At 69.5% G+C, this 26221-nt stretch carries 24 protein-coding genes, 2 tRNA genes and 1 other RNA gene; 18 read left to right on the plus strand and 9 right to left on the minus strand.

What is annotated here, in order from left to right; genetic code table 11:
- Nucleotides 1-14 precede the first annotated feature (14 nt).
- On the plus strand, nt 15-1094 hold the full coding sequence (locus ABZX02_RS15190; protein WP_355298481.1) for a PDZ domain-containing protein: 1080 nt from the start codon (nt 15-17) through the stop codon (nt 1092-1094).
- Nucleotides 1095-1129: 35 nt separating this feature from the next.
- On the opposite strand, the gene ABZX02_RS15195 is transcribed toward ABZX02_RS15190, so the two are convergent.
- A complete protein-coding gene (locus ABZX02_RS15195; protein WP_355298483.1) occupies nt 1130-1942 on the minus strand; it encodes a hypothetical protein in 813 nt (270 codons plus the stop codon).
- Between the two features lie 323 nt (nt 1943-2265).
- Between ABZX02_RS15195 and ABZX02_RS15200 the strand changes: the two genes are divergently transcribed.
- On the plus strand, nt 2266-2583 hold the full coding sequence (locus ABZX02_RS15200) for a hypothetical protein (protein WP_355298485.1): 318 nt from the start codon (nt 2266-2268) through the stop codon (nt 2581-2583).
- Nucleotides 2584-2586: 3 nt separating this feature from the next.
- Here the strand turns inward: ABZX02_RS15200 and ABZX02_RS15205 are convergent, their stop codons facing one another.
- On the minus strand, nt 2587-3126 hold the full coding sequence (locus ABZX02_RS15205; RefSeq protein WP_355298487.1) for a PPA1309 family protein: 540 nt from the start codon (nt 3124-3126) through the stop codon (nt 2587-2589).
- Between the two features lie 94 nt (nt 3127-3220).
- Here ABZX02_RS15205 and ABZX02_RS15210 point away from each other — a divergent pair, with 94 nt between their 5' ends.
- The 3 genes from ABZX02_RS15210 to ABZX02_RS15220 all read left to right on the plus strand — a co-directional run bounded on the left by ABZX02_RS15210 (nt 3221) and on the right by ABZX02_RS15220 (nt 6649).
- Nucleotides 3221-6229 carry a UPF0182 family protein gene (locus tag ABZX02_RS15210; protein WP_355298489.1) on the plus strand — a complete coding sequence of 1003 codons (3009 nt, stop codon included), beginning with the start codon at nt 3221-3223 and terminating at the stop codon, nt 6227-6229.
- 51 nt (nt 6230-6280) lie between these two features.
- Nucleotides 6281-6354: transfer RNA gene (locus ABZX02_RS15215), tRNA-Met, on the plus strand.
- 221 nt (nt 6355-6575) lie between these two features.
- Nucleotides 6576-6649: transfer RNA gene (locus ABZX02_RS15220), tRNA-Met, on the plus strand.
- Between the two features lie 145 nt (nt 6650-6794).
- On the opposite strand, the gene ABZX02_RS15225 is transcribed toward ABZX02_RS15220, so the two are convergent.
- Nucleotides 6795-7004, minus strand: coding sequence for a hypothetical protein (locus tag ABZX02_RS15225; protein ID WP_089922009.1), 210 nt, complete (start codon nt 7002-7004; stop codon nt 6795-6797).
- A gap of 387 nt (nt 7005-7391) precedes the next feature.
- Here ABZX02_RS15225 and ABZX02_RS15230 point away from each other — a divergent pair, with 387 nt between their 5' ends.
- The 6 genes from ABZX02_RS15230 to ABZX02_RS15255 all read left to right on the plus strand — a co-directional run bounded on the left by ABZX02_RS15230 (nt 7392) and on the right by ABZX02_RS15255 (nt 12296).
- Nucleotides 7392-7892, plus strand: a complete 501-nt coding sequence (locus ABZX02_RS15230; RefSeq protein ID WP_030470382.1) for a helix-turn-helix transcriptional regulator — start codon at nt 7392-7394, stop codon at nt 7890-7892.
- Between the two features lie 158 nt (nt 7893-8050).
- Entirely contained in the window at nt 8051-9154 is a 1104-nt protein-coding gene (prfB, locus tag ABZX02_RS15235) for a peptide chain release factor 2 (RefSeq protein WP_355298491.1), read from the plus strand.
- Between the two features lie 175 nt (nt 9155-9329).
- Nucleotides 9330-10019 carry a cell division ATP-binding protein FtsE gene (gene ftsE, locus ABZX02_RS15240; RefSeq protein ID WP_030470385.1) on the plus strand — a complete coding sequence of 230 codons (690 nt, stop codon included), beginning with the start codon at nt 9330-9332 and terminating at the stop codon, nt 10017-10019.
- A 40-nt stretch (nt 10020-10059) separates the two neighbouring features.
- Entirely contained in the window at nt 10060-10962 is a 903-nt protein-coding gene (gene ftsX, locus ABZX02_RS15245; RefSeq protein WP_355298494.1) for a permease-like cell division protein FtsX, read from the plus strand.
- Between the two features lie 30 nt (nt 10963-10992).
- Nucleotides 10993-11469 (plus strand): SsrA-binding protein SmpB, encoded by a 477-nt coding sequence (smpB, locus tag ABZX02_RS15250; RefSeq protein WP_355298496.1) that lies wholly within the window; start codon nt 10993-10995, stop codon nt 11467-11469.
- Complete coding sequence (locus ABZX02_RS15255; RefSeq protein ID WP_355298498.1) at nt 11469-12296, plus strand: amidohydrolase family protein; 828 nt, start codon at nt 11469-11471, stop codon at nt 12294-12296. Before smpB ends, ABZX02_RS15255 begins: the two co-directional genes overlap by 1 nt.
- On the opposite strand, the gene ABZX02_RS15260 is transcribed toward ABZX02_RS15255, so the two are convergent.
- Both ABZX02_RS15260 and ABZX02_RS15265 read right to left on the minus strand, forming a co-directional pair.
- Nucleotides 12281-12922: a response regulator transcription factor gene (locus ABZX02_RS15260; RefSeq protein ID WP_355298500.1), complete on the minus strand. Its 642-nt coding sequence runs from the start codon at nt 12920-12922 to the stop codon at nt 12281-12283. The two genes, ABZX02_RS15255 and ABZX02_RS15260, sit on opposite strands and share 16 nt — an antisense overlap.
- Nucleotides 12910-14139: a sensor domain-containing protein gene (locus ABZX02_RS15265; protein WP_355298502.1), complete on the minus strand. Its 1230-nt coding sequence runs from the start codon at nt 14137-14139 to the stop codon at nt 12910-12912. The genes ABZX02_RS15260 and ABZX02_RS15265 overlap by 13 nt, the downstream gene beginning before the upstream one ends.
- Before the next feature lie 130 nt (nt 14140-14269).
- On the opposite strand from ABZX02_RS15265, the gene ssrA reads away from it, so the two are divergent.
- Nucleotides 14270-14647, plus strand: a transfer-messenger RNA (tmRNA) gene (gene ssrA, locus ABZX02_RS15270).
- Nucleotides 14648-14834: 187 nt separating this feature from the next.
- Here the strand turns inward: ssrA and ABZX02_RS15275 are convergent.
- Entirely contained in the window at nt 14835-15755 is a 921-nt protein-coding gene (locus ABZX02_RS15275) for a saccharopine dehydrogenase (protein WP_355298504.1), read from the minus strand.
- Nucleotides 15756-15826: 71 nt separating this feature from the next.
- On the opposite strand from ABZX02_RS15275, the gene ABZX02_RS15280 reads away from it, so the two are divergent.
- Nucleotides 15827-16753, plus strand: coding sequence for a helix-turn-helix domain-containing protein (locus ABZX02_RS15280; RefSeq protein ID WP_355298506.1), 927 nt, complete (start codon nt 15827-15829; stop codon nt 16751-16753).
- Between the two features lie 28 nt (nt 16754-16781).
- On the plus strand, nt 16782-18194 hold the full coding sequence (locus ABZX02_RS15285; protein ID WP_355298507.1) for an amino acid permease: 1413 nt from the start codon (nt 16782-16784) through the stop codon (nt 18192-18194).
- Here ABZX02_RS15285 and ABZX02_RS15290 read toward each other — a convergent pair.
- From ABZX02_RS15290 to hrpB, 3 genes are read right to left on the minus strand one after another with little or no spacing between them, the layout of a single operon-like run.
- Entirely contained in the window at nt 18179-18781 is a 603-nt protein-coding gene (locus ABZX02_RS15290) for a hypothetical protein (RefSeq protein WP_355298509.1), read from the minus strand. The genes ABZX02_RS15285 and ABZX02_RS15290 overlap by 16 nt on opposite strands.
- Nucleotides 18778-19860 (minus strand): nucleotide disphospho-sugar-binding domain-containing protein, encoded by a 1083-nt coding sequence (locus ABZX02_RS15295; RefSeq protein WP_355298511.1) that lies wholly within the window; start codon nt 19858-19860, stop codon nt 18778-18780. The genes ABZX02_RS15290 and ABZX02_RS15295 overlap by 4 nt, the downstream gene beginning before the upstream one ends.
- 33 nt (nt 19861-19893) lie before the next feature.
- Complete coding sequence (gene hrpB, locus ABZX02_RS15300) at nt 19894-22161, minus strand: ATP-dependent helicase HrpB (protein WP_355298513.1); 2268 nt, start codon at nt 22159-22161, stop codon at nt 19894-19896.
- 26 nt (nt 22162-22187) lie between these two features.
- Here hrpB and ABZX02_RS15305 point away from each other — a divergent pair, with 26 nt between their 5' ends.
- From ABZX02_RS15305 to ABZX02_RS15320, 4 genes are read left to right on the plus strand one after another with little or no spacing between them, the layout of a single operon-like run.
- The gene (locus ABZX02_RS15305; RefSeq protein ID WP_355298514.1) at nt 22188-23237 is read left to right on the plus strand and encodes a glycosyltransferase; all 1050 of its coding nucleotides are present in this window, start codon (nt 22188-22190) and stop codon (nt 23235-23237) included.
- Nucleotides 23230-24039 carry a GNAT family N-acetyltransferase gene (locus ABZX02_RS15310; RefSeq protein WP_355298516.1) on the plus strand — a complete coding sequence of 270 codons (810 nt, stop codon included), beginning with the start codon at nt 23230-23232 and terminating at the stop codon, nt 24037-24039. The genes ABZX02_RS15305 and ABZX02_RS15310 overlap by 8 nt, the downstream gene beginning before the upstream one ends.
- Before the next feature lie 50 nt (nt 24040-24089).
- Nucleotides 24090-25376, plus strand: a complete 1287-nt coding sequence (locus ABZX02_RS15315; RefSeq protein WP_355298518.1) for an MFS transporter — start codon at nt 24090-24092, stop codon at nt 25374-25376.
- A gap of 46 nt (nt 25377-25422) precedes the next feature.
- Nucleotides 25423-26208 (plus strand): thioredoxin domain-containing protein, encoded by a 786-nt coding sequence (locus tag ABZX02_RS15320; RefSeq protein ID WP_355298519.1) that lies wholly within the window; start codon nt 25423-25425, stop codon nt 26206-26208.
- The last annotated feature ends 13 nt before the right edge of the window (nt 26209-26221 follow it).

The following is a 26221-nucleotide window of genomic DNA, read 5'->3' on the forward strand; positions in this document are numbered from 1 at the left end:
TACGCTGTTCAGCCGTGAGTGAAACCGTCACGACCGCACCCCCGCCCGCGCCCCCGCCGAGGGAACGCGGACTGACGCGCCGGACCTGGACGCTGATCGTCAGCTTCCTGGTGGTGGCGGCACTCGGACTGCTCGGCGGTTTCGCCAGAGTCCCGTACGTCGCGCTGGGCCCCGGCCCGACCTACGACGTGCTCGGCCAGGTCAAGGACACCGACGTGGTCGCGGTCGACGGCCAGGACACGTTCCCCACCAAGGGCACCCTGCGCATGACGACGGTCTCGCTCACCGACGACGTGTCGCTCTTCGGCGCACTGGGCCTGTGGCTGTCCGGCCGCTACGCGCTCGCGCCGCGCGAGGAGTTCTTCAAGCCCGGCGAGTCCGAGCAGCAGGTCCAGGAGAACAACGAGCGCGCGTTCAGCGAGTCGCAGACCTCGGCCGAGGTCGCCGCGCTGCACTACCTGAAGTATCCGGGCATGGTGATCGCGAACCAGGTCACCAAGGGCAGCCCCGCCGAGAACGTCATCCCGCTCGGCGCCCGGATCATCTCGGTCAACGGCAAGCAGGTGCAGAGCGCCGCCGACGTGAGCGCCGCGCTCGAGAACACCAAGCCGGGCGACCGCATCGAGGTGGCGTTCGAGAAGGACGGCACGTCACAGTCGACCCAGCTCACCCTCGGCACCCGCGACGACGGCCGCCCGGCGGGCTTCATCGGCATCTCGCCGGTCGACCGCGCCGACGTGCCGTTCAAGATCAAGATCAGCCTGTCGGACGTCGGCGGCCCCTCGGCCGGCCTGATCTTCGCGCTGGCGATCGTCGACAAGCTGACGCCGGGCGAGCTCAACGGCGGCAAGGCCATCGCGGGCACCGGCGAGATCACCGGCGACGGCACCGTGAAGCCGATCGGCGGCATCGCGTTCAAGATGGTCGCGGCGAAGGAGGCGGGCGCCGAGGCGTTCCTCGTGCCCGCCGACAACTGCACGGACGCGAAGCAGCAGGCCCCGGAGGGCCTCCGGCTGATCAAGGTCCAGAACCTGTCCGACGCGGTGTCCTCGCTGGAGGCGCTCAACGCCGGCAAGGACACCCCGGGCTGCTGAGGCCGAGGGCTCGCCCGGCCGGGCGAGCCCTTCGCTCACTGCACCTCCACCAAGAGGGCGTGACGGGCGTCCGCCGGGCACACGAAGACGTTCACCGCGGAGTCCCTGCCGTCGAAGCTCAACTGCGGTCGCTCGCCCACGTCGTGGTCGCACTCGTTCTCGTTCGACGTCAGCGCGAGCAGTTGAACGCGCTTGGTCCCGCAGTCGGGGCACGCCTCCCAGCCCCCGTCGCTGCTGTACCACCGGGTCCAGCCGCCGATCTTCGAGTAGTCGCCGATGCCGGGCCAGCAGTCGACGCTGCCGCCGCGGAAGTCCGGCTCCTTGGTGAACTCGAGCTCGTCCAACAGCTCGAACGGCAGCTCGGAGTACATCGGGTACTCCTGGCGGCGGCAGGGGACGAACACGCACGGCTCGATCGCGTAGACGGGGTCCGTCAGCACCGGCGCGGGCTGTTCGGCCAGCGGCTCGGTGACCTCGCCGGCCGCGCGCCACACCAGGCGGGCGTCCGGGCCGTAGTGGTCCGTGTGCACGATCAGGCACAGGAAGACCTGCAGGAGGTCGGTGCCGTCGGGGAACGGCAGCTCCGGGAAGTCGCGCCGGTAGAGCTGCAGGCCCCCGGCGAACGGCGTGACGAGGCCGCGGACCTCCTCGTCGGTGAGCAGGAAGCCGTCGTGCGTCGAGCCGTCGCAGGTCGGCCAGGGTTCGTCGCGCGGCCACAGCATCGGGCCGCCGAGGTGGCTGTCGGTGGGGCCGGGCCGGCCCGGGGTCGGGTGGAGGCGGACGACCGGGCGGACCCAGTCGTCGATCCACGGGATCTCGCGGCCGTTGTCGGTCGGTCTGGTGATCAAGGTCTGCTCCCCCAAGCTGACGCAGGGGTACCCCCGGATCGGGAACCCCTGCATCTCAACGTACTCAGGGGGTCCGACAAGATCGGCTGGGTTCGCGCGGGCTTCCGGCGTGGGCGGGCTGTGGGGCGAGCAGGTCCCGGTGTGGGCGGGCTCCCGGCGTGAGCGAGCTCTAGGGCGCGCAGGCTCTCGGTTGCGAGCGAGCTTTGGTGCTGGCGGGCTCCGGTGCGGGCGGGCTCCTGGCGCGAGCAGGCTTCCCGTGTCAGCAGGTCCCGGTGCGCGCGGGCTCCCATGTCGGCGGGCTTGCGGTGCGGGCAGGTCCCTGCGTGAGCAGGCTGGTGATCATCGAGACGTCCGCGGTGCTGACAGCAGACGGCCGGCGGGACTTCTCGGGTGAGCGCGGCCCGCACGGCGCCGGTCCCCGACGCCGGGCCGGGGACAGGGGTCAGGCCTGGACGGCCGCGGGCCAGCCGCCCAGGTGGGTGAACTGGCGCAGGGACCGCTCACACCGCCGGGCGAAGTCGTCGCCGCGGTCGGGCAACGCCGCCAGCGAGATCCTGTGTCCGCTCACCGCGAACATCAGGCAACGACTCCACAACCCCGGCGCGGTCACGCACCGGGGTTGTGCCAGCCTGGAGGGGTGACGACTAGGGCCGCAGCGTGGCGAGCAGGGCGTCGGTGAGGTTGGGCGCCAGCTCGGGGTGCTCGACGACCTCCTCTGGCACCTCGACCGTCCCGCGCAGCCGCAGCACGCACGAGACGGAACCGTCGCGCAGCACCGCGGCCACCAGGCGGGCCTCGCGCCGCGACGGGTGCTCGGAGGCGAACTTGCGCGCCGCCTCGTCGTCGAGCTCGCCGTGGCTCAGCTCGGTCTCCGCCTCCGGCGGCAGGACCACGATCTCCTGGGCCAGGGCGCAGCCCGTGACGGCCGGGGGCCACTCGATGCCCGCGAGTGCGTCACCCAGGTCGCCCTCCAGGGAGTCCTGGGCGATCGGGGTCAACGGGCTCGCCTCCGGGTCGAGCTGGTCGGCCAGCTCCGGTTGCTGGGCGAGCAGCTCCGAGGTGGGCACGAGGGCGAACAGCTGCGGCGGCTGCTCCCAGCCGCCAGAAGCTACGAACTGCTCAACCTCGCGGGCGACCGTGGGCAGGATGACCGCTGGCGTTTCACTCGCTGACACGCGTGACATCGTAAGACTGCGGACTTCACGGGAACCCAGGGCGTCGTCCGTAGAGTTGGACTAAACGTACGTATCGATTTACCGCGATCCAGGAGCGTGCCACGTGGCCACACGGCCTCCGGTCGGACTGCCGAAACTGTCCCGACGCAGCCGGATACTGCTCATCGTCGGTGTTGTGCTCCTGTTCGGTCTCATCACGGGATCGCGGCTGCTCGACACCTACGTGAACTGGCTGTGGTTCGGCGAGGTGAAATTCCGCGACGTCTACAGCACGGTGCTGCTCACCCGCCTGGGGCTGTTCGTCGCCGTCGGCCTCGTCGTCGGCGGCATCGTCGGGCTGAACCTCTACCTCGCCTACCGGGCACGGCCGGTGTTCGTGCCGGTGTCCGGGCCGGACGACCCGGTGGCCCGCTACCGCACGGTCGTGATGCGGCGGATGCGGTTGTTCTCGATCGGCATCCCGGTGTTCGTCGGGCTGATCGCGGGCGCGTCGGCGCAGGCGAACTGGCAGGAGATCCAGCTCTTCCTGAACTCCCAGCCGTTCGGCGTCACGGACCCGCAGTTCGGTCACGACATCGGCTTCTACGCGTTCCAGCTCCCGTTCTACGAGTGGGTGCTGTCGTGGCTGTTCATCACGGTCGCGGTGTCCTTCATCGGCGCCGTGATCGCGCACTACCTGTTCGGCGGCATCCGGCTGGCCGGTCGCGGCGGTCAGCTCTCGGGTCCCGCGCGGCTGCACCTGGCGCTCGTCGCCGGCACGTTCGTGCTGCTGAAGGCCGTCGCGTACTTCTTCGACCGGTACACGCTGCTGCTGCACGAGAACGAGAAGTTCGTCGGCGCGAGCTACACCGACCTCAACGCGGTGCTGCCGGCCAAGCTGATCCTGCTGTGCATCGCCGTGTTCTGCGCCGTCGCGTTCTTCGCGGGCGCGTTCATGCGCAACGTGCAGCTCCCGGCGATCGCGACCGTGCTGCTGGTGCTGTCGAGCGTGCTCGTCGGCGCCGCGTGGCCCGCGGTGCTGGAGCAGTTCTCGGTGAAGCCGAACGCCATCCAGAAGGAAGCCGAGTCGATCACCCGCAACATCGCGGCGACGCGGCAGTCGTTCGGGCTGACCGACGACAAGGTCGAGACGAAGCCGTACGACGGCAAGCAGAACGTCAGCAACGACCAGATCAAGACCAACGACGCGGCGACCCTGGGCAACATCCGCCTGCTCGACCCCGCCGTCCTCTCGCGCACGTTCACGCAGTTCCAGCAGCTGCGGCCGTTCTACGGCTTCCCGAACAAGCTCGACGTCGACCGGTACACAGTGGACGGCAAGCTGCGTGACTACATCGTCGCGGTCCGCGAGCTGAAGCTCGACAGCCTGCCGCAGGGCCAGCGCGACTGGATCAACCAGCACCTCATCTACACGCACGGCAACGGCTTCGTCTACGCCGAGGCGAACAAGGTGAACGCGGTCGCCGACGAGTCCAACGGCGGCTACCCGGACTTCAAGACCGGTGAGGTCAAGTCGAACGGCGACGTCGGCAACGACCCGAAGGGCATCAAGGTCGACCAGCCGCGCACGTACTACGGCGAGCTGTTCGGCGTGAACGACTACTCCATCGTCGGCGGCCGCCCGCCGGGCTCGGCGGCGGAGTACGACACCGACGCGAAGTCCTACACCTACACCGGTAGCGGTGGCGTCCCGATCGGCAGCCTGTTCAACAAGCTGGCCTTCGCGGCGTACTACGGCGAGCGGAACATCCTCTTCAACCAGTCGATCGCCGACGAATCGAAGATCCTGTTCAAGCGCACCCCGCGCGACCGCGTGCAGGCCGTCGCCCCGTGGCTCACGGTGGACAGCGACCCGTACCCGGCCGTCGTCAACGGCCGCATCACCTGGATCGTCGACGGCTACACCACGCTCGAGAACTACCCGTACGCGCAGCGCACCCAGCTCGGTGACGCGACGAACGACTCGCTCACCGCGGACGGTGTCGTCATCTCGCAGGTCAACAAGCCCGTCAACTACATCCGCAACTCGGTCAAGGCCACTGTGGACGCTTACGACGGCTCGGTGAACCTGTACCAGATCGACGACAAGGACCCGGTCCTCAAGGCGTGGATGGGCGTCTTCCCGGGCACGGTGAAGCCGGGCAGCGAGATCTCGAACGAGCTGCGCCAGCACTTCCGCTACCCCGAGGACCTGTTCAAGGTGCAGCGGCAGATCCTGTCGAAGTACCACGTCTCGTCGCCGTCGGACTTCTACTCCGGTGTCGCCTACTGGGCACCGCCGCAGGACCCGACCATCGACAACGTGACGACGGCCGACGCCCAGCGCGACGCGGCGAGCAAGCGCCGGGACGCCCAGCCGCCGTTCTACGTCCTCGCCGGTGACCCGAGCGACCCGAGCAAGGTCCGCTTCCAGCTGACCAGCCCGCTCGTCCGCGAGAACCGGGAGTTCATGGCGGCCCACGTCTCGGTCGGCTCCGACCCGGACAACTACGGGAAGATCAGCGTCCTGCAACTCAGCCAGGACGCGAAGGGCCCGCAGCAGATCCAGACGCAGTTCCTCACCTCGGACAACGTCAGCCGCGAGCTCAACCTGCTGACCCAGCAGAAGACGACGGTCGTCTACGGCAACCTGCTGACCCTGCCGCTGGGCGGAGCGCTGCTCTACGTCGAACCCGTCTACATCGAACGGGCGTCGAACAACACGTCGTACCCGCAGCTGTCGAAGGTGCTCGTCTGGTACGGCGACCGGGTCGGCTACGCGTCCACGCTGAACGAGGCGCTGGACCAGGTGCTGAGCGGCGCCGGCGCGGTCGTGCCGCCGCCGAGCGACAACAACGGCAACGGCAACACCAGCAACCCGTCCACACCGCCGTCGACGCCGCCTGCCAACGGGAACCTGAGCCCGGAGCTGCAGAAGGCGATCAACGACATCGACACGGCGCTCGCCGACATCAAGCGGGCGCAGTCGAGCGGCAACTTCACCGAGCTCGGCCAGGCGTACGCCAAGCTGGACGAGGCGTCGAAGAGGTTCAAGCAGTACAACACCGGGGCGCCGTCGTCGCCGCAGACCGGCCAGTCGTCGGTTGTGCCGAGCCCCACACCGTCGGGCTGACCTGACGATTTGCATTAAGTGCTCCGCCCCGCGTATGGTTCTAATTACCGACGCGGGGTGGAGCAGCTCGGTAGCTCGCTGGGCTCATAACCCAGAGGTCGCAGGTTCAAATCCTGTCCCCGCTACAAGGCAGAAGCCCGGAGCCATCAGGTTCCGGGCTTCTTGCTTTTCGACAACTGAATCCGACGCCACTGCGGCGGCGCCGACCTTTCCTCGGCACGACGGCGGGCGATCGGCGCATTCATGGCCTCTGAACAGCGCAAACATCGTTAGTGGGGGGTGGTGAAAAAGGGGTTTTCGGGGCGTGTATAGTTCTACTTACAACAGCAAGACAAGCTAGAAGCGGCGCGGGGTGGAGCAGCTCGGTAGCTCGCTGGGCTCATAACCCAGAGGTCGCAGGTTCAAATCCTGTCCCCGCTACTAGACAGAAGGCCGGAGCCATCAGGCTCCGGCCTTCTTCGTGTTTCGCATTGAGTCGCTGCGCGCCCCACTCCGCGTGGGGACGAGCCCCGGCCTCCCGCAGGTGGGTCCGGTCGGCGCGGGGCCACGCGCTCTGTGGGGTCTTTCAGGTCATGTTCTCCGCCCAGTACTGCGCGCACAGCATGCTGGAGCAGATGCGGCCCTCGCCGTTGACCGTGCGGTGCTTGCGGATCTGCTTGCCGCACACCATGCACTCGTCCTTGCCGGCCTGCTCCGGGATCCCTCCCGTCACCCACGCCCTGGTGTGCGCGGCCACCTTCTTGTGGTCCAGCCACTTCAAGTTCAGGTTCTTCACGGTCCCCGACCTCCGTCGTCCAACTACGCCAGCCTGGCATTGATCATTTTCCCGGAACTCCAGGCGCGGGAAAGGGGTCGGCGCGGACATCACCAGGTCGTGCGACGCCGGGGCCCGACCGTCCATTCGGGTGGCTCCGGCCGGTGAGAGTCGTACCGCCGATCGAGTGAGTGCGAGGGACTTTCGTTTCTGCGAAAGGACTTTTCCATCCGGGATGGACACAGACGGTCAAGAGGCCAAACGCGTGAGGCTCGAAAACTGCCGCTTACTCAGCGAGACTTTTCGTTGCTCCGCATGGCCCATCAGACTAGCCCGGTGATCAGCCACTGTGGACAGAACGGCTGACCATTGTGGACAGCTTCCCCCGGACGTGGGAACGTTGTTGGTGTGTCAGACCTGAATGCGACCGCAGCCGCCCTGCTCGGGCTGCTGCACGACGGACCCAAGACCGGTGGCCAGTTGGTGGCGGAGGCCGGAGACCGCTTCGGCGCGTTCTTCAGCGTGACCCGCTCCCAGGTGTACCGCGAACTGCCCGCGCTGGCCGACCAGGGCCTGCTGCGCCTCGGCAAGCAGGGACCGCGGTCCAGCCAGCAGTACGTGCTGACGGCCGCGGGCAAGAAGGCCTTCAAGAACTGGCTGCTGTCCGAGCCCGGCCCGGACCACCTCCGCAGCCCGCTCATCCTGCGCCTGGTGCACGCCGGCTCGCTGACCGCGAAGCAGCGCGAATCCCTGATCACGACCGCGCGTTCCACGTACGGTCAGGAGCAGGAGAGCGCGAAGAGCGCGGCCAAGACGGCGGAGGACCCCTACGCCAAGGCGGTGGCCGAGTTCGGTCTCGCCCACGCGAAGGCGGTTCTCAAGCTGCTGGACGCGATCCCCACCGCGTGAGCGCGACGGCCGCGGACTGACGCCGGTCGCCTTCGACGCCCAGGAGATGTGCGCCTGGACGTCGAAAGCGCGCGGCGCCGGTCCGCGGCCTCCTCGCCCCGAGCACGCCCGCGAGCACCGGTCGCCACGGACGACCGGCGCTGGCGTAATCTTTTTGCGTGAACCCGGACGTCGAAGCAGACATCAAGGACCTCTCCGCGACGCTTTCGAGCATCGAGGCGGTGATGGACCTCGATGGGTTGCGCGCCGCTGTCGCGGACCTGGAGGCGCAGGCGACCCGCCCCGACCTCTGGGACGACCAGGAGAAGGCGCAGAAGGTCACCAGCCAGCTCTCCCACAAGCAGGGTGAGCTCCGCCGCGTCACCGGCCTGCGCGCGCGCCTCGACGACCTGCCGCTGCTCTACGAACTCGCCGAAGAGGCCGAGGACGCGGACGCGCAGGCCGAGGCGGACGGCGACCGCGCCAAGCTGCGCGAGGAGATCGCGTCGCTCGAGGTCCGCACGCTGCTGTCCGGCGAGTACGACGAGCGCAACGCCCTCATCACCATCCGCGCCGAGGCCGGTGGCGTCGACGCCGCGGACTTCGCCGAGATGCTGCTGCGCATGTACTCGCGCTGGGCCGAGCGCCACCAGTACGGCGTCGAGGTCTTCGACACCTCCTACGCGGAAGAGGCCGGCATCAAGTCCGCCACGTTCCGCGTCACCGCGCCCTACGCCTACGGCACGCTGAGCGTCGAGCAGGGCACCCACCGCCTCGTGCGCATCTCGCCGTTCGACAACCAGGGCCGCCGCCAGACGTCGTTCGCCGGCGTCGAGGTCGTGCCCGTCGTCGAGCAGACCGACCACGTCGAGATCGACGAGAAGGACCTGCGCGTCGACGTCTACCGCTCGTCCGGCCCCGGTGGCCAGGGCGTCAACACGACGGACTCGGCGGTGCGCCTCACGCACATCCCGACCGGCATCGTGGTGTCCTGCCAGAACGAGCGCTCGCAGCTGCAGAACAAGGCCACGGCCATGAACGTCCTGCAGGCGAAGCTGCTCGAGCGCCGCCGGCAGGAGGAGCAGGCGAAGATGGACGCCCTCAAGGACTCCGGTTCGAGCTGGGGCAACCAGATGCGCTCCTACGTGCTGCACCCGTACCAGATGGTCAAGGACCTGCGGACCGAGCACGAGGTCGGCAACCCCGGCGCGGTGCTCGACGGCGAGATCGACGACTTCCTCGAGGCCGGCATCCGCTGGCGCAAGCAGTCCCAGCAGGGGTAGCGGACCTGATCTGAGCCGAAGAGCACGTTCAGCCCGAACGAGGGCGGGACGTGCTCTTTTCGTGGACGGGTCGTGCCTGGTCGGACACGGTGCGTCGAGGTTCGGGCCGCCCTTCCGGTGCGCGAAGTTAACCGGAACGGGGGCTTTACCCCGGCCATGAGTAGACTCGCGCCTCGTGATTCGTCTCGAACACGTTTCCAAGGTCTACAAGACCTCCACGCGTCCCGCGCTCGACGACGTGTCCGTCGAGATGGAAAAGGGCGAGTTCGTCTTCCTGATCGGGCCCTCCGGGTCCGGCAAGTCGACGTTCCTGCGCCTGCTGCTGCGCGAAGAGGTGCCGACCAGGGGGCGCGTCTACGTCTCCAACTTCGACGTCGCCAAGATGTCGCGGCGCAGGGTCCCCCGCCTGCGCCAGTCGATCGGCTGCGTGTTCCAGGACTTCCGTCTTCTGCCCACGAAGACGGTGGCGGAGAACGTCGCCTTCGCGCTCGAGGTCATCGGCAAGCCCCGCAACACCATCGTCAAGGTGGTGCCGGAGGTGCTGCAGCTGGTCGGCCTCGACGGCAAGGAGGACAGGTTCCCGACCGAGCTGTCCGGTGGTGAGCAGCAGCGCGTCGCGATCGCCCGTGCGTTCGTGAACCGCCCGCTCGTGCTGATCGCCGACGAGCCGACCGGAAACCTGGACCCCGACACGAGCCAGGACATCATGTTGCTGCTGGAGCGGATCAACCGCACCGGCACGACCGTCATCATGGCCACGCACGACCACGGCATCGTCGACTCGATGCGCCGCCGAGTGGTGGAGCTCTCGTACGGCAAGGTCGTCCGCGATGACGCGCGCGGCGTTTACGGCGTTGGCCGTTAAGCGTCCCTAGATCCCCGACCCCCAAGGAACCCCGCCCCCGATGCGTACCAGCTTCGTGTTCAGCGAGGTCATCACCGGACTTCGCCGGAACGTCACGATGACGATCGCGATGATCCTCACGACCGCCATCTCGCTCGGGCTGCTCGGCGGTGGCCTGCTCGTCGTCCGCATGGTCGACAAGATGCAGGCCAACTACGCGGGCAAGCTCGAGGTCTCCGTGCTGCTGACCAACGACGTCAGCGCCAACGACAAGGACTGCACCCAGCAGCCGTGCGCGGGTCTGCGCTCCCAGCTGGAGCAGACGTCCGGTGTCGAGACCGTGGTGTTCCAGAACCGCGACGAGGGCTTCGAGCGCTTCAAGCGCATCTTCGAGGCCCAGCCGGAACTGCTCAAGCTCGCCCGTCCCGAGGCCATCCCGGCCACGTTCCGCGTGAAGCTCGAGGACCCGGAGCGCACCGACGTCATCAAGCAGGCCTTCGAGGGCAAGCCCGGTGTGAAGGGCGTCGACGACCAGGGCAAGTTCCTGGAGAGGTTCTTCGAGGGCCTCAACGGCATGCGCGACGTCGCCCTGATCCTCGCGCTCATCCAGGCGTTCGCCGCGCTGCTGCTGATCTCGAACACCATCCAGGTGTCGGCGTTCACCCGCCGCGTCGAGGTCGGCATCATGCGCCTGGTCGGCGCGACCCGCTGGTACACGCAGCTGCCGTTCCTCATCGAGGCGGTCGTCGCGGGCATCATCGGCTCGGTCACCGCGGTCGGCGGCCTGGTGCTGTTCAAGGCGTTCTTCCTCGACCGGATCACCAGGAACCTGACCGAGTCGGGCATCATCCCGCCGATCGGCTACCTGGACATCCTGATCGTGTCGCCGTGGCTGTTCCTCGTCGCGATAGTCATCTCGGCGACGACCGGCTACGTGACACTGCGTCTCTACGTGCGCCTTTAAGGATTTTGCCGAGCACTTAGACTGGTCGTCATGGTCAAGGAACGCGGGCAGAAGGTCATCGCGTCGAACCGCAAGGCTCGGCACGACTGGTCCATTCTGGACACCTACGAGGCGGGCATTCAGCTCGTCGGCACCGAGGTGAAGAGCCTGCGCATGGGCCGGGCGTCCCTGGTGGACGCCTTCGCCCAGGTCGACGACGGCGAGATCTGGCTGCACGCGCTGCACATCCCGGAGTACGTCGCGGGCACCTGGACGAACCACGAGGTCCGGCGCAAGCGGAAGCTGCTGCTGCACCGCAGCGAGATCGAGCGGCTGATCGGCAAGACCAAGGAGTCCGGTCTGTCGCTCGTGCCGCTGCAGATGTACTTCAAGGACGGCTACGTCAAGGTCGAGATCGCGCTGGCGAAGGGCAAGAAGTCCTACGACAAGCGCCAGGACATGGCGAAGCGCGACGCGAACCGCGAGATCGCGCGTGCGCACGGACGGGCGTTGAAGGGCCGTTACTGATGGCACTGGTGGACGTCCACGTCCACTTCATGCCGCAGAACGTCCTAGACAAGGTCTGGGCCTACTTCGACCGCGTGCGCGAGGCCGGGGTCGACTGGACCATCTGGTACCGCACCCACGAGAACGCCCGGCTCACCGCACTGCGGGAGCTGGGCGTTTCCGCGTTCGCGCCGCTGCTCTACCCGCACCGGCCGGGCATGGCGCAGTGGCTGAACGACTGGGTGGCGGACTTCGCGGCACGGGTGCCCGAGGCCGTCTCGACCGGCACGTTCTACGCCGAACCGGCTGCCGACGCGTACGTGCGCACGGCGTTGGAGAACGGTGCACGGTGCTTCAAGTCGCACGTCCAGGTGGGCGCGTACGACCCGAGGGACCCCCTGCTGGACGGTGTGTGGGGTCAACTCGCGGAGGCCGGCGTGCCCGTGGTCGTGCACTGCGGCGACGGGCCGATGCCGGGTGAGTTCACCGGGCTCGGCGTCTTCGAAGAGGTGCTGAAGAAGCATCCACGGCTGATGGCCGTTCTCGCGCACGCGGGGATGCCGGACTACTCCGGAGCGTTGGACCTCGTGGAGCGCTATCGGAACGTGCACGTCGACACGACGATGGTGGGCGTTCCGTTCACGGAGAAGATGACGCCGTTGCCCGCGGACTGGAGAGCGCGGATCGCGGGGCTTGCGGACCGGGTCGTGCTGGGCACCGACTTCCCGAACATCCCGTACCCCTACGAGGTGCAGATCGACGCCATCAGGTCGTGGGGCCTGGACGCCGCGGCCGAGCAGGCGGTCCTGCACGACAACGGCGCCCGGTTGCTTCAGCTGTCCAGGTAGGCGAGGACGGCGCGCACGCGGCGGTGCTCGGAGTTCGACGGTTCGAGGCCGAGCTTCGCGAAGATGTTGCCGACGTGCTTCTCCACGGCGCCGTCGGAGACGACGAGCGTGGCGGCGATGGCGGTGTTGGACAGGCCCTGGGCCATCAGCCCGAGCACCTCGCGTTCGCGGGGCGTCAGCTTGTCGACCGGGCTCTTCTTGCTGCGCACCATGAGCTGCGTGATCACCTCGTGGTCGATGCTCGTGCCGCCGTCGGCGACCCTGCGCACCGCGTCGACGAACTCCTTCACGTCCGCGACCCGTTCCTTGAGCAGGTAGCCGACCCCGCTCGCACCGCCCGCGAGCAGCTCCACGGCGTAGCGCTCCTCGACGTACTGCGACAGCACCAGCACCGGCAGCCCCGGGTAGCGGCGGCGGCACTCGATGGCCGCGCGCAGGCCCTCGTCTGTGAACGTCGGTGGCATCCGCACGTCCACCACGCACAGGTCCGGCTTGTGCTCCGTCACGGCGTCGAGCAGCCCGTCGCCGTTCTCCACGGCCGCGACGGTCTCGATGCCCTCGTCGGCGAGCAACCGCTGCACGCCCTCCCTCAACAGCACCGAGTCCTCGGCGATCACCACGCGCACGGCAACTCCGCTCGAACAACAGTCGGCCCACCCGCGGGGCTGACGACGACAACGACACCGTCGATCGTGGCAGCTCGGTCCGCCAGCCCGGCGAGCCCGCCGCCGGGCTTGAGCTCCGCGCCACCCTGACCGTTGTCGGTGATCTCGACCAGCACCCCCGTGTCCACCCGGTTGACCCGCACGGTCGCCTTGGTGCCGTTGGAGTGCTTGGTGACGTTCGTGAGGGCCTCGCCGACGGTGAAGTACGCGGCGCTCTCCACCGCTGTCGGCGGCCGCGGCTCGACGTTGACCTGGAGGTCGACCTCGATCGGCACCCTCGCGGCGAGCGCGGACAGCGCCGCGTCGAGACCGCGGTCGCCCAGCACCGACGGGTAGATGCCCCGCGCCAGGTCCCGCAACTCCTTGATGGCGAGCTTCGCGTCCGCGTGCGCCTCCGCGATCAGCTCCGCGGCGGCGGCGGGATCGGTGTCCATCTTGGACTTCGCCCGGCCCAGCCCCATCGCCACGGCCACCAGCCGCTGCTGCGCGCCGTCGTGCAGGTCGCGTTCGATGCGCCGGCGCTCCGCCTCGGCCGCCTCGACCCCGCGCGCCCGGCTCGACGACAGCCGCTCCGCCTCGATCGCCAGCGCGTCCGCGCGCGTCGGGCCGAGCATGCCGCGCGCGAAGCTGCCGTGCAGCGACCCGAGCCAGCGCGTCCCGAGCGCCGCGAACGGGATCAGCGCCAGCCCGATCAGCGACACCGGCAGCGCCGACACGAACGAGTCGATCGTCCAGAACTCGCCCACGACCACCGCGAACGGTGCCTCGCCGATCCAGAACGGCACCGCGATGAACGCCGCCGCCACCGACCACATGGCGAGGACCGCCGAGAACTCCAGCACGCCGATCGGCAGGAGCAGCAGCAGGTAACCGAAGTCGCGCCAGGTCGCCGGATCCGCGAACTGGGCCTTCCAGCGCTGCCAGAGCGTGCCCTCCGCCTTCGGGCGGTACGGCTGCGGGATGTCCGTCCCCAGCGCCGCCCGGACCCACGCCCGCTCCACCGTCGCGCCGCCGCGCACGACGTACATGGAGGCCCACAGGATCGGCAGGCCGACCCACAGGATCGAGGTGGCGAAGCCGACGACGGTCAGCACGACCGTGAGGGTGAACCAGAAGATGCCGGTCACCAGGTTGGTCAGCAGGTAGAACCCGGCTGCGAGCGCGTTCGGTTTCCTCATGACGTCCATGCTGTCGTTCCCGCTGGTCAGAGACCATCTGGCCAGCCATCCGGTCAGGGGTGGGGACAGCCCTACCTGCCTCGGGAAGAACTCAGTGGCTGCAGTCGTTATGCTATGCGTACCACTACAAGGGGGTGAACGGTTTCGACTGTGAACGTTGATTCAGGGGAAGCGTGTCGGTGCAGGCGAGAGACCACCGTTAAGCGTCATCGCAAACCAATAAGCGCCACGTCTAACGACAAGCGCACCGCGTACGCTCTCGCTGCCTGACAGCGGAGCTAGCGGTTGTCGGCCTAGGAGTGCCTTCGGCCTAGTTCCCGGCATCAGCTAGAGGGCTTACTCGCAGTCTCGGTCGCGGAGACTGTTGGGGAAACTCACAGCGACTGGGCCCGTCACACCTGCTCGTTCGCGTGACAGGTGGGGTCAAGCAGAGACACAGCGAACTGCGCACGGAGAAGCCCTGATGAACCGGCACAGGACCCGGGTTCGATTCCCGGCACCTCCACTCTGGGCGAGTGTGCTCGTGGAGCACACTCGCCCCTTTCGTTCCGCGTGTCCTCTGGGGGCCGAGCCCCCAGACCCCCACGCCGGGGGCAAGCCCCCGGACCCCCGGCCGCCTCGTCGCTTCGCGACCTCGGCGGCCCTCCTTGTTTGTGGGGCTCGTACTGCTCGCTTCGCATCGCTGGGGCGTACGGTCAAGACCGGCGCGTGGTCTGAATTGTGATTAGTGAGGTCAGGAAGTCCTTGGCGTTGAACATCTTGCCGGCGGAGGCTACGCCGGTGGTGGTGAAGCGGCCGCTCAGCAGGCGTTCTACTGCTTCTACGGCCAGAGGGGCGCTCACTGCGTAGATGTCTTTGCCTGAGGCGGTCATGCGGCGTTCTTCGGGGCCGCGGCGCACGCGGACGTCCACCTCGAACGTCTCCGGCTCCTGGCGCGGTGAGGCGGTTTGGAGGCCTTGGGCTGCCTCTACGGACATGTAGTTGGTCACCGACGGGATCGGCAGGTGGCTGGGCACCGTCACGACGTCGGCCATCGAGAACTCGCCGACCACTGCGCGTGGGCCGTCGGTGAACTCCCAGTCCAGCGTGGGTGGGGTGTCGTGGTGGTACTGCAGTTCGCCGTCGTGGAACCGGACGCGCTGCCCGGCGCGGCGGTCGCGGGAGACCTGGCCCGCGGTGAGGGTGCCCGCGGTGGGTTGCCAGCCGCTCAGTCCGTACGCGACGTGCGCGGAGTCGGCGGAGGTCCAGTCGCCCATCGCGGCGGTGACCAGCAGGTCGCCGAGGCCGCCGAAGAACGCCATCGCCGGCACGACCGGGATCGTGGCGCCGCGGGCGAACGTGTCGGCGTTCGCCTCGATCTCGGCCGCCACGTCGACGTACGGGATGCCCGCGCGTTCGGCGGCGGCGATCAGCGGGCCGGCCGTGACCGCGAACGGACCGGCCGTGTTGATCACCGCGGCGGCGCCGGCGAGGGCCCGGTCGAGTGCCGCCGGGTCGTCGGCGGTGGCCTGCGCGCGTCCGAACGGCAGAGCTTCGTGGCCGCGCTTGTCCAGTTCCGCCACCACGAAGCGGCCCGTCACGCCGGAGGCTCCGTACACCGCGATCTTGTGTCCCATGTGGACCAGTCAAGCCGGACGACGACCTCCGAGCCAGTGTCTGGAACGACACGATGCGTACACTTTCGGACATGCTCGCGTTCGCTGTGACCGACGGGATGCTGCACTTCGAGCTGACCGCCACCTACGAGATCTTCACCGCCCCGCAGCTCGACTACGACGTCAAGATCTGCGGGGACGCACCGGTGCGCGTCGGGCGGTTCACGCTCGAACCCGACCTGCCGCTGGACGGGCTCGGCCGTGCGGACACCGTCGTCGTGCCCGCCATCGACGACGTGGACGTGCCGTTCGACCCCGCGTTCGTCCAGGCCGTGAAGGCGGCCCACGACAACGGCGCGCGGATCGTGTCGCTGTGCACGGGCGCGTTCGTGCTCGCGGAGGCCGGGCTGCTGGACGGCCTCCGCGCGACGACGCACTGGGCGCACACCGACGAGCTGGCCCGCCGCTACCCGCGCGTCGAGGTCGACCCGGACGTGCTCTACGTCGACAACGGGCAGGTGCTCACGAGCGCGGGCAAGGCGGCGGCGATCGACCTGAGCCTGCACGTGATCCGCGCCGACCTCGGTGCCGCCGCGGCGAACACGGCCGCGCGCCGGCTCGTCGTGCCTCCGCACCGCGACGGGGGACAGGCGCAGTTCGTGCTGGCGCCTGTGCCGTCCGGGGAGGGGCACCCGCTGACGGAGCTGTTCGACTGGGTGTCCGCGCGGTTCGACCAGATGATCACCGTCGAGGACATGGCGCGGCAGGCCGGCATGAGCTCGCGGCACCTCGCCCGGCTCTTCCGGGCCGTGACGGGCACCACGCCGTTGCAGTGGCTGCACACCCAACGCATCCGGCGCGCGCAGGAACTGCTGGAGATGACGGACAACAGCGTCGACCAGATCGCGGAGGCGTCCGGCATGGGCACCGCCACGACGTTGCGCCGCCACTTCCATCGGACCGTGGGTGTGCCACCGGACACATACCGCCGCACGTTCCGACCCGTTGGTGGCCGCTAGTCGCATAGGTGACCGTTAGGTTGTCCTGATGAGCAACGGACAGCGCATCGGGGCGCGGGTGTTGCGGCGCAAGCCGATCGACCAGCTGACTCACCCTGGCAGCGAACTCAAGCGCACCATGGGTGTCGGCCACCTCACCATGATCAGCATCGGTGCCACGCTCGGCACCGGCATCTTCGTCGTGCTGGGGGAGGCGGTGCCGCTCGCCGGGCCCGCCATCGTGCTGTCGTTCGTGCTGGCGGGCATCACCGCGTTGTTCTCCGCGCTGTCGTACGCCGAGCTCGCGGGCCTGATCCCCGCGTCCGGCTCCTCCTACTCCTACGCCTACGCGACCCTCGGCGAGATCGTCGCCTGGGTCTGCGGCTGGTGCCTCGTGCTGGAGTACGGGGTCTCGGTCGCGGCCGTCGCGGTCGGGTGGGGCCAGTACGTCAACGAGTTGCTGCACCTGGTGACAGGACTGCGGATCCCGGACGCGCTGAGCCAGGCGCCGGGAGCGGGCGGGGTCGTGAACGTGCCCGCCGTGCTGGTCGTGGTCATCTCGATGCTGGTGCTGCTCGGCGGCGCGAAGGGCAGTGCGCGCACGAACACGGTGCTGGTGTGGGTGAAGGTCGGCGCGCTGCTGATGTTCTGCGCGGTCGCGTTCACGGCGTTCCGGGCCGGCAACTTCGAGCCGCTGTTCCCGTTGGGGCTCGCGGGGATGAGCGCCGGCGCGGCCACGTTGTTCTTCTCCTACATCGGGTTCGACGCCGCGTCGACCGCCGGTGAGGAGGCGCGCAACCCGCAGCGCGACCTGCCGCGCGCGATCATCATCTCGCTGGTCGTGGTGACCGCGCTGTACTGCGCGGTGGCGCTGGCCGCGGTCGGCGCGATGCCGTGGCAGAGCTTCGAGGGCACCGAGGCGGCGCTCAGCCGGGTGCTGACGGACAACACCGGCAGCACGATCTTCCCGGTCCTGCTGTCGATCGGCGCGGTCATCGCGATCACGTCGGTGGTGCTGACCGTCCTCTACGGACAGACGCGCATCCTGTACGCGATGGCGCGCGACGGGCTGGTGCCGTCGATCTTCGCGAAGCTCGGCCCGCGCACCGGGGTGCCGTTCGCCAACACGGTGATCGTCGGCTCGTTCATCGCCGTGCTGGCCGCGCTGGTGCCGCTGGGAGCGCTGGCGGACGCGACGAGCATCGGCACGCTGTTCGCGTTCGCGCTGGTCAACATCGCGGTGATCATCCTGCGGCGCACCGAGCCCGACCGCGAGCGCAGCTTCCGGGTGCCGTTCGCGCCCGTGACCCCGTTGCTGGGCCTCGGCTTCTGCGTCTACATGATGTTCAGCCTCGGGCTGGACACGTGGATCGCGTTCCTCGCCTGGATGGCACTCGGGTTCGTCATCTACTTCGCCTACAGCGTCCGCAAGGCGCGGCTGGAGGTTCAGGCCAGCGACTGAAGCTCACGGGCCAGGTTGCTCCGCGCGGCGTCGTCCCACAGCTGCCGCGCGGGCTCGCTCACGTACAGGACCTCGCGGTCCAGCAACGTCCGCAGCACCTTGGCCCGGCCGGCCCGCCACGTCGCGTCGTCGTACCGCCCGTACTCCTGGCGCACGGCCTGGCTGTAGCGGTCGTAGTGCTCCGGCTCCGAGCCGAGGATCGCGAGGTCGGCGTCGAGCAGCACGTGCGCCAGCGGGTCATCGGACGAGTGCGTGATCGTGGCCAGCACCAGCGACTCCACCCGCGCGACGTAGGTCTCGTCGAGGCCCACCAAACGGTCGCGCGCCCACGCGGCCGACGCGCGTTCGTCCTCGCCGGGGTTGCCGTCGTAGATCACGTCGTGCGCGCAGGCCGCGAGGGCGAGGACCGCGCGTTCCTCCACCGTGAACGCGAACGCGTCGGCCAGCGCCGACGAGTCGCGGACGACGGACACCACGTGGAAGGTGTTGTGGTAGGTCCGGTGCGGCTCGGCGTAGCGCTCCATCAGATCGCCCGCGTCCGGCGCACCGCCGAGCGTGCGCACCGCGTCGTCCCAGATCCGTCTCACCGCGCCAGCTCCTCCTCGACGACGTCGGCGGCGACCGCGCTGCCGCCCGCCCGCGCCATCATCCGCCGCATGTCCTGCACGCGCGCGGAGATCGCGGAATCCGACGTCAGCTGATCCACCAACGAGCGCACGCCCTGCACGGTCACCGTGTCGAGCAGCACACCGAGCCCGAGCTCCTCGACCCGCCGGCCGTTGAGCCGCTGGTCGGTCATGTGCGGCACGACGATCATCGGGACGCCGTGGTGCAGCGCCTCCACCACCCCGGCCATGCCGCCGCGCGTCACGAACACGGCGGCGTGCTCCAGGACCGCGAGCTGCGGCACCTCGTCGTGCGTCTCGACGTTGACCGCCGGGCTGAGCACCTTGCCCTTCGTGACGAGGTGCCACGGCATGCCGCGCGCCGCGTCCGCGCAGACCTGGGTGCCCGTCGTCGCCAGCACCACCGGGCGGCCGGGCGGCGGCTCCCACGTGCCCTGGAACGCGCGTTCGGTCAGGCAGGGGCCGGTGAAGGCGTAGCGCTCGTCGAAGGTGTGGCCGTGCGGCTGGAACTCGCGCGGGAACAGGGCGATCCGGCGGCGCGTGCCCGCGACGAACTCCGGCAGCGAGCTGCCGAGGAAGGCGTGCAGCCCGGTGAAGAACCTGATCGCGTCCGGGCCGAACGTCCGCGGCGGGATCACCTCGGCGCCGAGCGACCAGTGCGCGTTGCTGGTCAGGAACACCTCGAGCAGCACGTCGGGCACGCCCAGCCGGTGCGCGACCATGCCGCCGGACCAGGCCGCGATGTCCCACAGCACCAGGTCGGGGCGGTCGGCGCGGAACGTGCTCTCGAGCTGCGGCAGCGACGACTCGGCCTCGGTGAACGCGAGCTTCGCGGCCTCGTAGAGCGAGCCCGGCAGGGCTTCGGGCAGCGTCGACTCGACGGGGACGGCGGTCGCGCCGCACTCGGCGACCGCGGGCGCGAACCGGGTGGTGGCGGGGCAGCTCACCCGGTGGCCGCGGCGCACCAGTTCCGCGATCAACCCGAGCGCGGGCAGGAAGTGCCCCCGCTCGGGGAGGAGGAAGACCGCGATGTGTGCCATGACGAAGACCAACGTTGTCCGGTTCTCAGCGGTTCACCTGCTCTTGTCCCAGGGGCGTTCCGGCCAGTGGTGCTTGGGGTAGCGGCCCTTGAGCTCGCTGCGCACCCGCAGGTAGCCGTTGCGCCAGAACGACCTCAGGTCGCTCGTCACCGCGGTCGGGCGGCCGGCGGGGGAGAGCAGGTGCACCACCACCGGTACGCCGGCGATCTTCGGGGTGTCGGCCCACTTCATCGCGTCCTGGATGCGGACGGAGAGCACGGGCTGGTCCTGCGTGTAGTCGATCTTGCCCTGGCCGATCCGCTCCGGGGCGAGCTGGTCGAGCTCCGCCGCCTCCGGCCACGGCAGCAGGCTCCGCAGCAGCGCCACCGTGTCGATCTTGCCCAGGTCCGAGCGCTTGCGCGCCTTGCCGAGGTCGATCGCGCGGATCAGGGCCTCGTCGTCGACGCTCGGCCAGTCGCGGGTGCGGTGCAGGAACGCCATGCGCTCGCGCAGCTTCGTCGCGGCGTCGGACCACTTGAGCAGGCCCAGGCCTTCGGTCTCGAGGCCGAGGCGCAGTGCCTGCTGGGCCTTGTCGAGGTCGGTGAGCTTGCGTTCGTCGAGGGTGATCGCGCCGAGCTTGCGCACCTCGTTGGCGATCACGTCACCGTTCCAGCGGATGTCGTCGACGGTGTGCACGAGCGCCGCGGCGGCGGTGACGGCGAGCTCCTCGTCGGCCGGGGCGGCGAGGCGGACGCGGCCGTGCTTGCTGCCCGGTTCGCGGTCGGCGATCGCGACGGCGAGCCACTTGTGGTGCGAGTCGGTGTGCTCGACGGCCGTGCCGTTGGCCATCAGGTAGACGCTGCTGTTCTTGGACCGGCGCTTGGCCAGCCGTTCGGGGTAGGCGAGGGCGACGACGAGGGCGGGGTCGCCGTTGCCGTGCGGGTTGCTGCCGAGCTTTTCGAGCTTCTTGGCTTCCTGGCGCCACTTGCCGGGGGTCTTCAACGCGGTCGCGAGGTCGCTGGTCGCGGGGTGCGCGCTGTCGTCGAGCAGGGCCACGACCTCGGCGGCGGTCCGGTTGCCCGCGACGGCGCTGCCGTCGATCAGCGCGCGGCCGAGGCGCGGGTGCAGGCCGACGCCCGCGATGCGGTCGCGGCGGTCCGGGTCGAGCGCCCCGATGGCGTTCAGCGTCTCCTGCGCGGCCTTCAGCGCGCCCTCCGGCGGGGCGTCCCACCAGCTCAGGCCGCTGCCCTCCGGGGTGCCCCAGACCGCGAGCTCGAGGGCGAGGCGGGTGAGGTCGGCGGTCTTGATCTCCGGTTCCGGGTAGCGGGGGAGCGTCGAGTGCTCGTGCTCCGGCCAGCAGCGGTAGACGCGGCCGGGGGCCTCACGTCCGGCGCGACCGGCGCGTTGCTCGGCGACGGCCTGCGAGACGCGGATCGTGGTGAGGCCCGCGAGACCGCGGCGGTGGTCGACGCGCGGGACCCTGGCGAGGCCCGCGTCGACGACCGCGCGGACGCCGGGGACGGTGAGGCTCGACTCGGCGATGCTGGTGGCGAGCACGACCCGCTGGTGGTCGCCGCGCTTGAGGGCCGCGTCCTGCGTCTGGGCCTTGAGCTGGCCGTGCAGGATCACCGTCTCGGCGTTGATCAGGCGCGCCGTGCGGTTGATCTCCTTGACTCCCGGCAGGAACGCGAGCACGTCGCCGTCTACTTCGGACAGAGCCCGGTGGATCGCCCTGGCGACGGTGTTCTCGATGTGCTCGTTCCTGGCCGGCGGGACGTAGGAGATCTCCGTGGGGAACATGCGCGACTCGGAGTGCAGCACCGGGGCGTTCAGCAGGTCCGAGAGCCGTTGCGCGGCAACGGTCGCGGACGTGGCCAGGAGCTTGAGGTCCGGCCGCAGCCCGGACTTGGCGTCGAGGAGCAGCGTGAGCAGCAGGTCGGCGTCGAGGTGGCGCTCGTGGCACTCGTCGAGCAGTACCGTGCCGACGCCCTTGAGCTCCTGGTCGTGCTGCAGCCGGCGGACGAGCAGGCCGCTGGTCACCACCTCGATGCGGGTGTGCCGGCTGGTCTTGCGGTCGCCGCGGACCGAGTAGCCCACGGTGTGGCCGACCGGCTCGCCCAGCAGGCTCGCCATCCGCGCGGCGGCGGCGCGGGCGGCGATCCGGCGGGGTTCGGCGACGACGACCCTGCCTTCGAGGGCGAGCGGGACGAGCGTCGTCTTGCCGGTTCCCGGAGGTGCGACGAGCACAGCCGCCCCGTGGTCGTCGAGCTTCGCGATGAGCTCGGGCAGCACGGATTTCACCGGGAGATCAGGCAGGTCCACGCCGTTGAGTGTGTCAGGGTTGTCCCATGGGGATGATCGGCGTGGCTTCCGCGGTCCTGTCGGTGGTGCGGTCCGGGCGGACCGTGCGGCAGTGGCGGCACGTGCCCGAGGTGTCGGCCTCGTCGGTGGAGGCGTCCGTGCTGGCCGTGGTGCCCGCACGGAACGAGGAAGCCACATTGCCGAGGTTGTTGCCTGGGCTCGTTGGTCAGCCGGGCGTGCGTGTCGTCGTGGTGGACGACTCTTCTTCTGATGGCACTGCCTCGGTCGCGCGCTCACTGGGTGCAGAGGTGGTCGAGTCGTCCGGTCCCGAAGCTGGGTGGGCCGGCAAGACGCACGCGATGCATCTCGGCGTGCAGACCGCACGGGACGAGGAGTGGCTTCTGTTCGTGGACGCCGACGTGACGTGCACACCCGACCTGGTCGGTCGGCTCGTGGCGACGGCGACCGAGTTGGGCGCGGACCTCGTGTCGTCGTCCGGGAGCGGCACCGGGCCTGCCTGGTGGTTCCTGCTGCCCGCGTTCAACACGCTGGTGTTCGAGGGGTCGCCGCCGGACGGGCGCGGGGCCACGGCGCTCGCGGTCGGGCACTGCGTCCTGGTGCGCAGGGAGGCGTTCCTCGCCGCCGGTGGCTGGGAGGCGCTGGCCGGGACCCACGCCGACGACGTCGGGCTGGCGACGTTGATCAGGGACGCCGGCGGGTTCGTGCGGTTCGTCGACGCCTCGATGCTGCTCACGACGTCCGGCATCGACACGTTCGGCGACTGCTGGCGGTCGTTGCGCAAGAGCATCCAGCCGGCGTTCCGGGAGATGTTCGGGCCGTGGGGACGGCCGCTGCTGGCCGCCGCCGGGCTGCTGCACCTCGCATATGGGCTGGTCCCGGTGCTGCGGTGGCGTTCGCCGTGGTCGTGGCTCGCGTGGGGCGCGCAGGCCGTGGCGCACCGCGAGTTCACCCGCCGGGTCGGGCAGCCGGGGACCTCGGCTGTGCTCGCGCCGCTGTCGTGGGCGACGATCGGGGTGTTCCTCCTGGACTGCGCGCTGCGTCCGGGAGCCCAGTGGAAGGACCGCCGCGTTGGTTGACCCGTTGCGCGACCCGGACGACCCGGAGTTGCTCGACCCGTACCAGTCCCGTTCGCTCGCGATCCTGGTCGAGGGGGCGCGGCTCGCGTCCGGCGCCGTGCGGTACGGCCGGGTGGGCAAGGTCGGCAGTGCGGCCGTGGTCGTGAACCGCGAGAACCCGCTGCCGTCCGGCAACTTCGCGTGCGCGCTCGACGGCACGTCGGTGCAGGTCGCGTCCACGCTGCTGCAGTTGGAGCAGACGTTCGCGGACGTGGGGCGCGCGGAGGCCGTCGTGTACGCGTCGCCGACCACCGTGGACGAGATCGAGGGCATCGCCGACGACTCGGGCTGGTACGCGGTCGAGGAGCTGCAGACGGTCGTCCACCGGGGGACCGTGGCGGAGTTCGACGAGGTCAGGCCCGCTGTCGACGCGGACCTGCCGGGGATCGTCGAGCTGCTGTCCGACGAGCTCGTCGGCAACCGCGAGCGGCTGGGGCGCTGGCTCGGGCATCGATTGGACGACCCGCGGTGCCGGCTCCTGGTGGTGGACGACGGCGACCGGATCGGCGGGTTCGTGTCGGGCTTCGCCGAACGCGGTGTCGGGTTGGTCGAGCAGTGCGTCGTGCGTCCCGCACGGCGTCGACGAGGCGTGGGGCGGTCTCTGGTCGTGTCCGCTGTCTCGGCGTTGCGTTCCTCGGGCGCGATGCTCGTCGCGGCGCAGGTGGACGAGGGACCGGGGGAGCGTTTCGCCGAAGCGTGCGGGTTCATTGCGGCGTATCCCGTGACCGCCTATGTACGCAGAGTCGATGAGCTACTCGACTGAGTTACTTAGTTGCCGCGTGACATATCCTTAGCAGGGCTAAGGGAGGCTTTGTGCGCGAGCGGTTGCCGGTCGAGGTGTGGGTTCTGGTCGCGGCGAGCTTCATCATCGCCGTGGGGTTCGGGATCGTGGCACCCGTGCTGCCGGTCTACGCGGCGTCGTTCGGCGTCGGTCACACCGCCGTCGCGGCTCTGATCAGCGCTTTCGCGTTCGTCCGGCTGGCGTTCGCGCCGATGAGCGGCAGACTGGTCAACCGGTTCGGCGAACCGCGCGTGTACATCGTCGGCATCCTGATCGTGGCGCTGGGCACCGCGATGAGCGGGTTCTCGTCGAGCTACGCCGAGATGTTGTCGTGGCGCGCGCTGGCGGGCGTCGGGTCGACCATGTTCACGGTGGCCGCGCTGGGCCTGCTGATCCGGATCACGCCGGCGCCGATGCGCGGGCGGGCCTCCGGCATGTGGGCGGCGGGCTTCCTCATCGGCAACGTCGCGGGACCGATCGTCGGCGCCGGGCTGGTGCCGTTCGGCCTGTGGGTGCCGTTCGTGTCGTACGGCCTGTTGCTGTGCCTCGCGGCGTTCGTCGTCTGGTTCTTCCTGCGCCGCTCGACGCTCGTGGAGATCGACCGCACCAACACCGACACGCCCATGACCGTGCGCGAGGCCGTCCGTCACGGCGCCTACCGCGCCGCCCTGGCGTCCGGGTTCGCGAACGGCTGGGCCGTGTTCGGCGTCCGGATCTCGCTCGTGCCGGTGTTCGTCATCGAGGCCCTGAAGCACAGCCCGGCCGTCGCCGGCATCTCGATGTCGGTGTTCGCGGGCGGCAACGCGGCGATGCTCTTCCTGTCCGGCCGGATCGCGGACACCCGCGGCCGCAAGCCGGTCGCCATCGTCGGTCTGCTGGTCAGCGGTGCCGCCACGGTCTGGATGGGCTTCACCGGCGACCTGTGGACGTTCATGGTCGCGTCGCTGGTCGCGGGCATGGGCGCGGGCCTGCTGAACCCGCCGCAGAACGCGGTGGTGGCCGACGTCATCGGCGCGCGCGGCAAGGGCGGCCCGGTCCTCGCGGGCTTCCAGATGGTGACGGACCTGGGCGCGATCATCGGCCCGATGTGCGCGGGCCTGCTGGCCGACTCGTTCGGCTTCGGCGCCTCGTTCGCCATCACCGGCGCCGCACTGCTGCTGTCGGTGGGCTTCTGGCTCGTCGCGCCGGAGACCCTGCCCACACACGAGGAGGAGCACACGGCCGCCGCGGTGGCGCCGGAGTGCGGCTGCCTCGACGAGAGCGCCGAGATCCCCACCGGCGAACGCGTGGGCGGCAAGCCACGTCACCCTGAAGCGTGATTGCGCGCTCAGCTTTCTTTTAGTTTGTGTCGCTACCCTCGTCGCCGTGGGTGGAGCAGAGCGCAGTGCGCGGAAGAAGAAGCAGGCCGCGCGTGCGGTGGTCCAGGCCCGGTCGACGGGCGGTTCCGACCGCACCAAGGTGATCGCGGGCATCGCCGTCGTCGCGGTCCTGGCCGTCGCCGTCATCGGGTACGTCGTGTTCCAGCAGATGAAGCCGGACACCTCGACCACGGACGCGATCCCGCTGGCCCCGGCCGACCACACGATCTCGGCCCCCGCGGTCCGCGAGGGCAACACGGTCCTGGTCGGCAAGGACACGGCCACCGTGACGGTCGACGTGTACGAGGACTTCCTGTGCCCGATCTGCGGCACGTTCGAGAAGACCTACGGCACCGACATCAAGAAGGCGGTCGAGGACGGCAAGGTCAAGATCCGCTACAACATCCTGCCGATGCTGAACCGCCTGTCCTCCCCGGAGGGCTACTCGACCGACTCGGCCAACGCGGCCCTCTGCGTCGCCGACGACGGCAAGTTCAACGCGTTCCACGCGGCCCTCTTCGCCAAGCAGCCCGAGGAAGGCGAGGCCGGCTACACCAAGGACCAGCTCATCAAGCTGGGCAAGGAGGTCGGCGTCACGTCCGCGACCTTCGAGTCGTGCGTGCAGAACCAGACCTACAAGTCGCAGCTGGACGAGCTGATGTCCAAGACCAGCAACGATCCGGCACTGCGCGACCCCGAGTCCGGCCGCTTCCGCGGCACCCCGAGCGTGGCCGCCAACGGCAAGCTCGTGGACCTGGACAACAAGAACTGGCTCGCCGACCTGACCAAGTAGTCCTCTGTGGACT

Origin of the sequence: Lentzea sp. NPDC003310, from assembly GCF_040610935.1 — a bacterium.
Classification (GTDB): Bacteria; Actinomycetota; Actinomycetes; order Mycobacteriales; family Pseudonocardiaceae; genus Lentzea.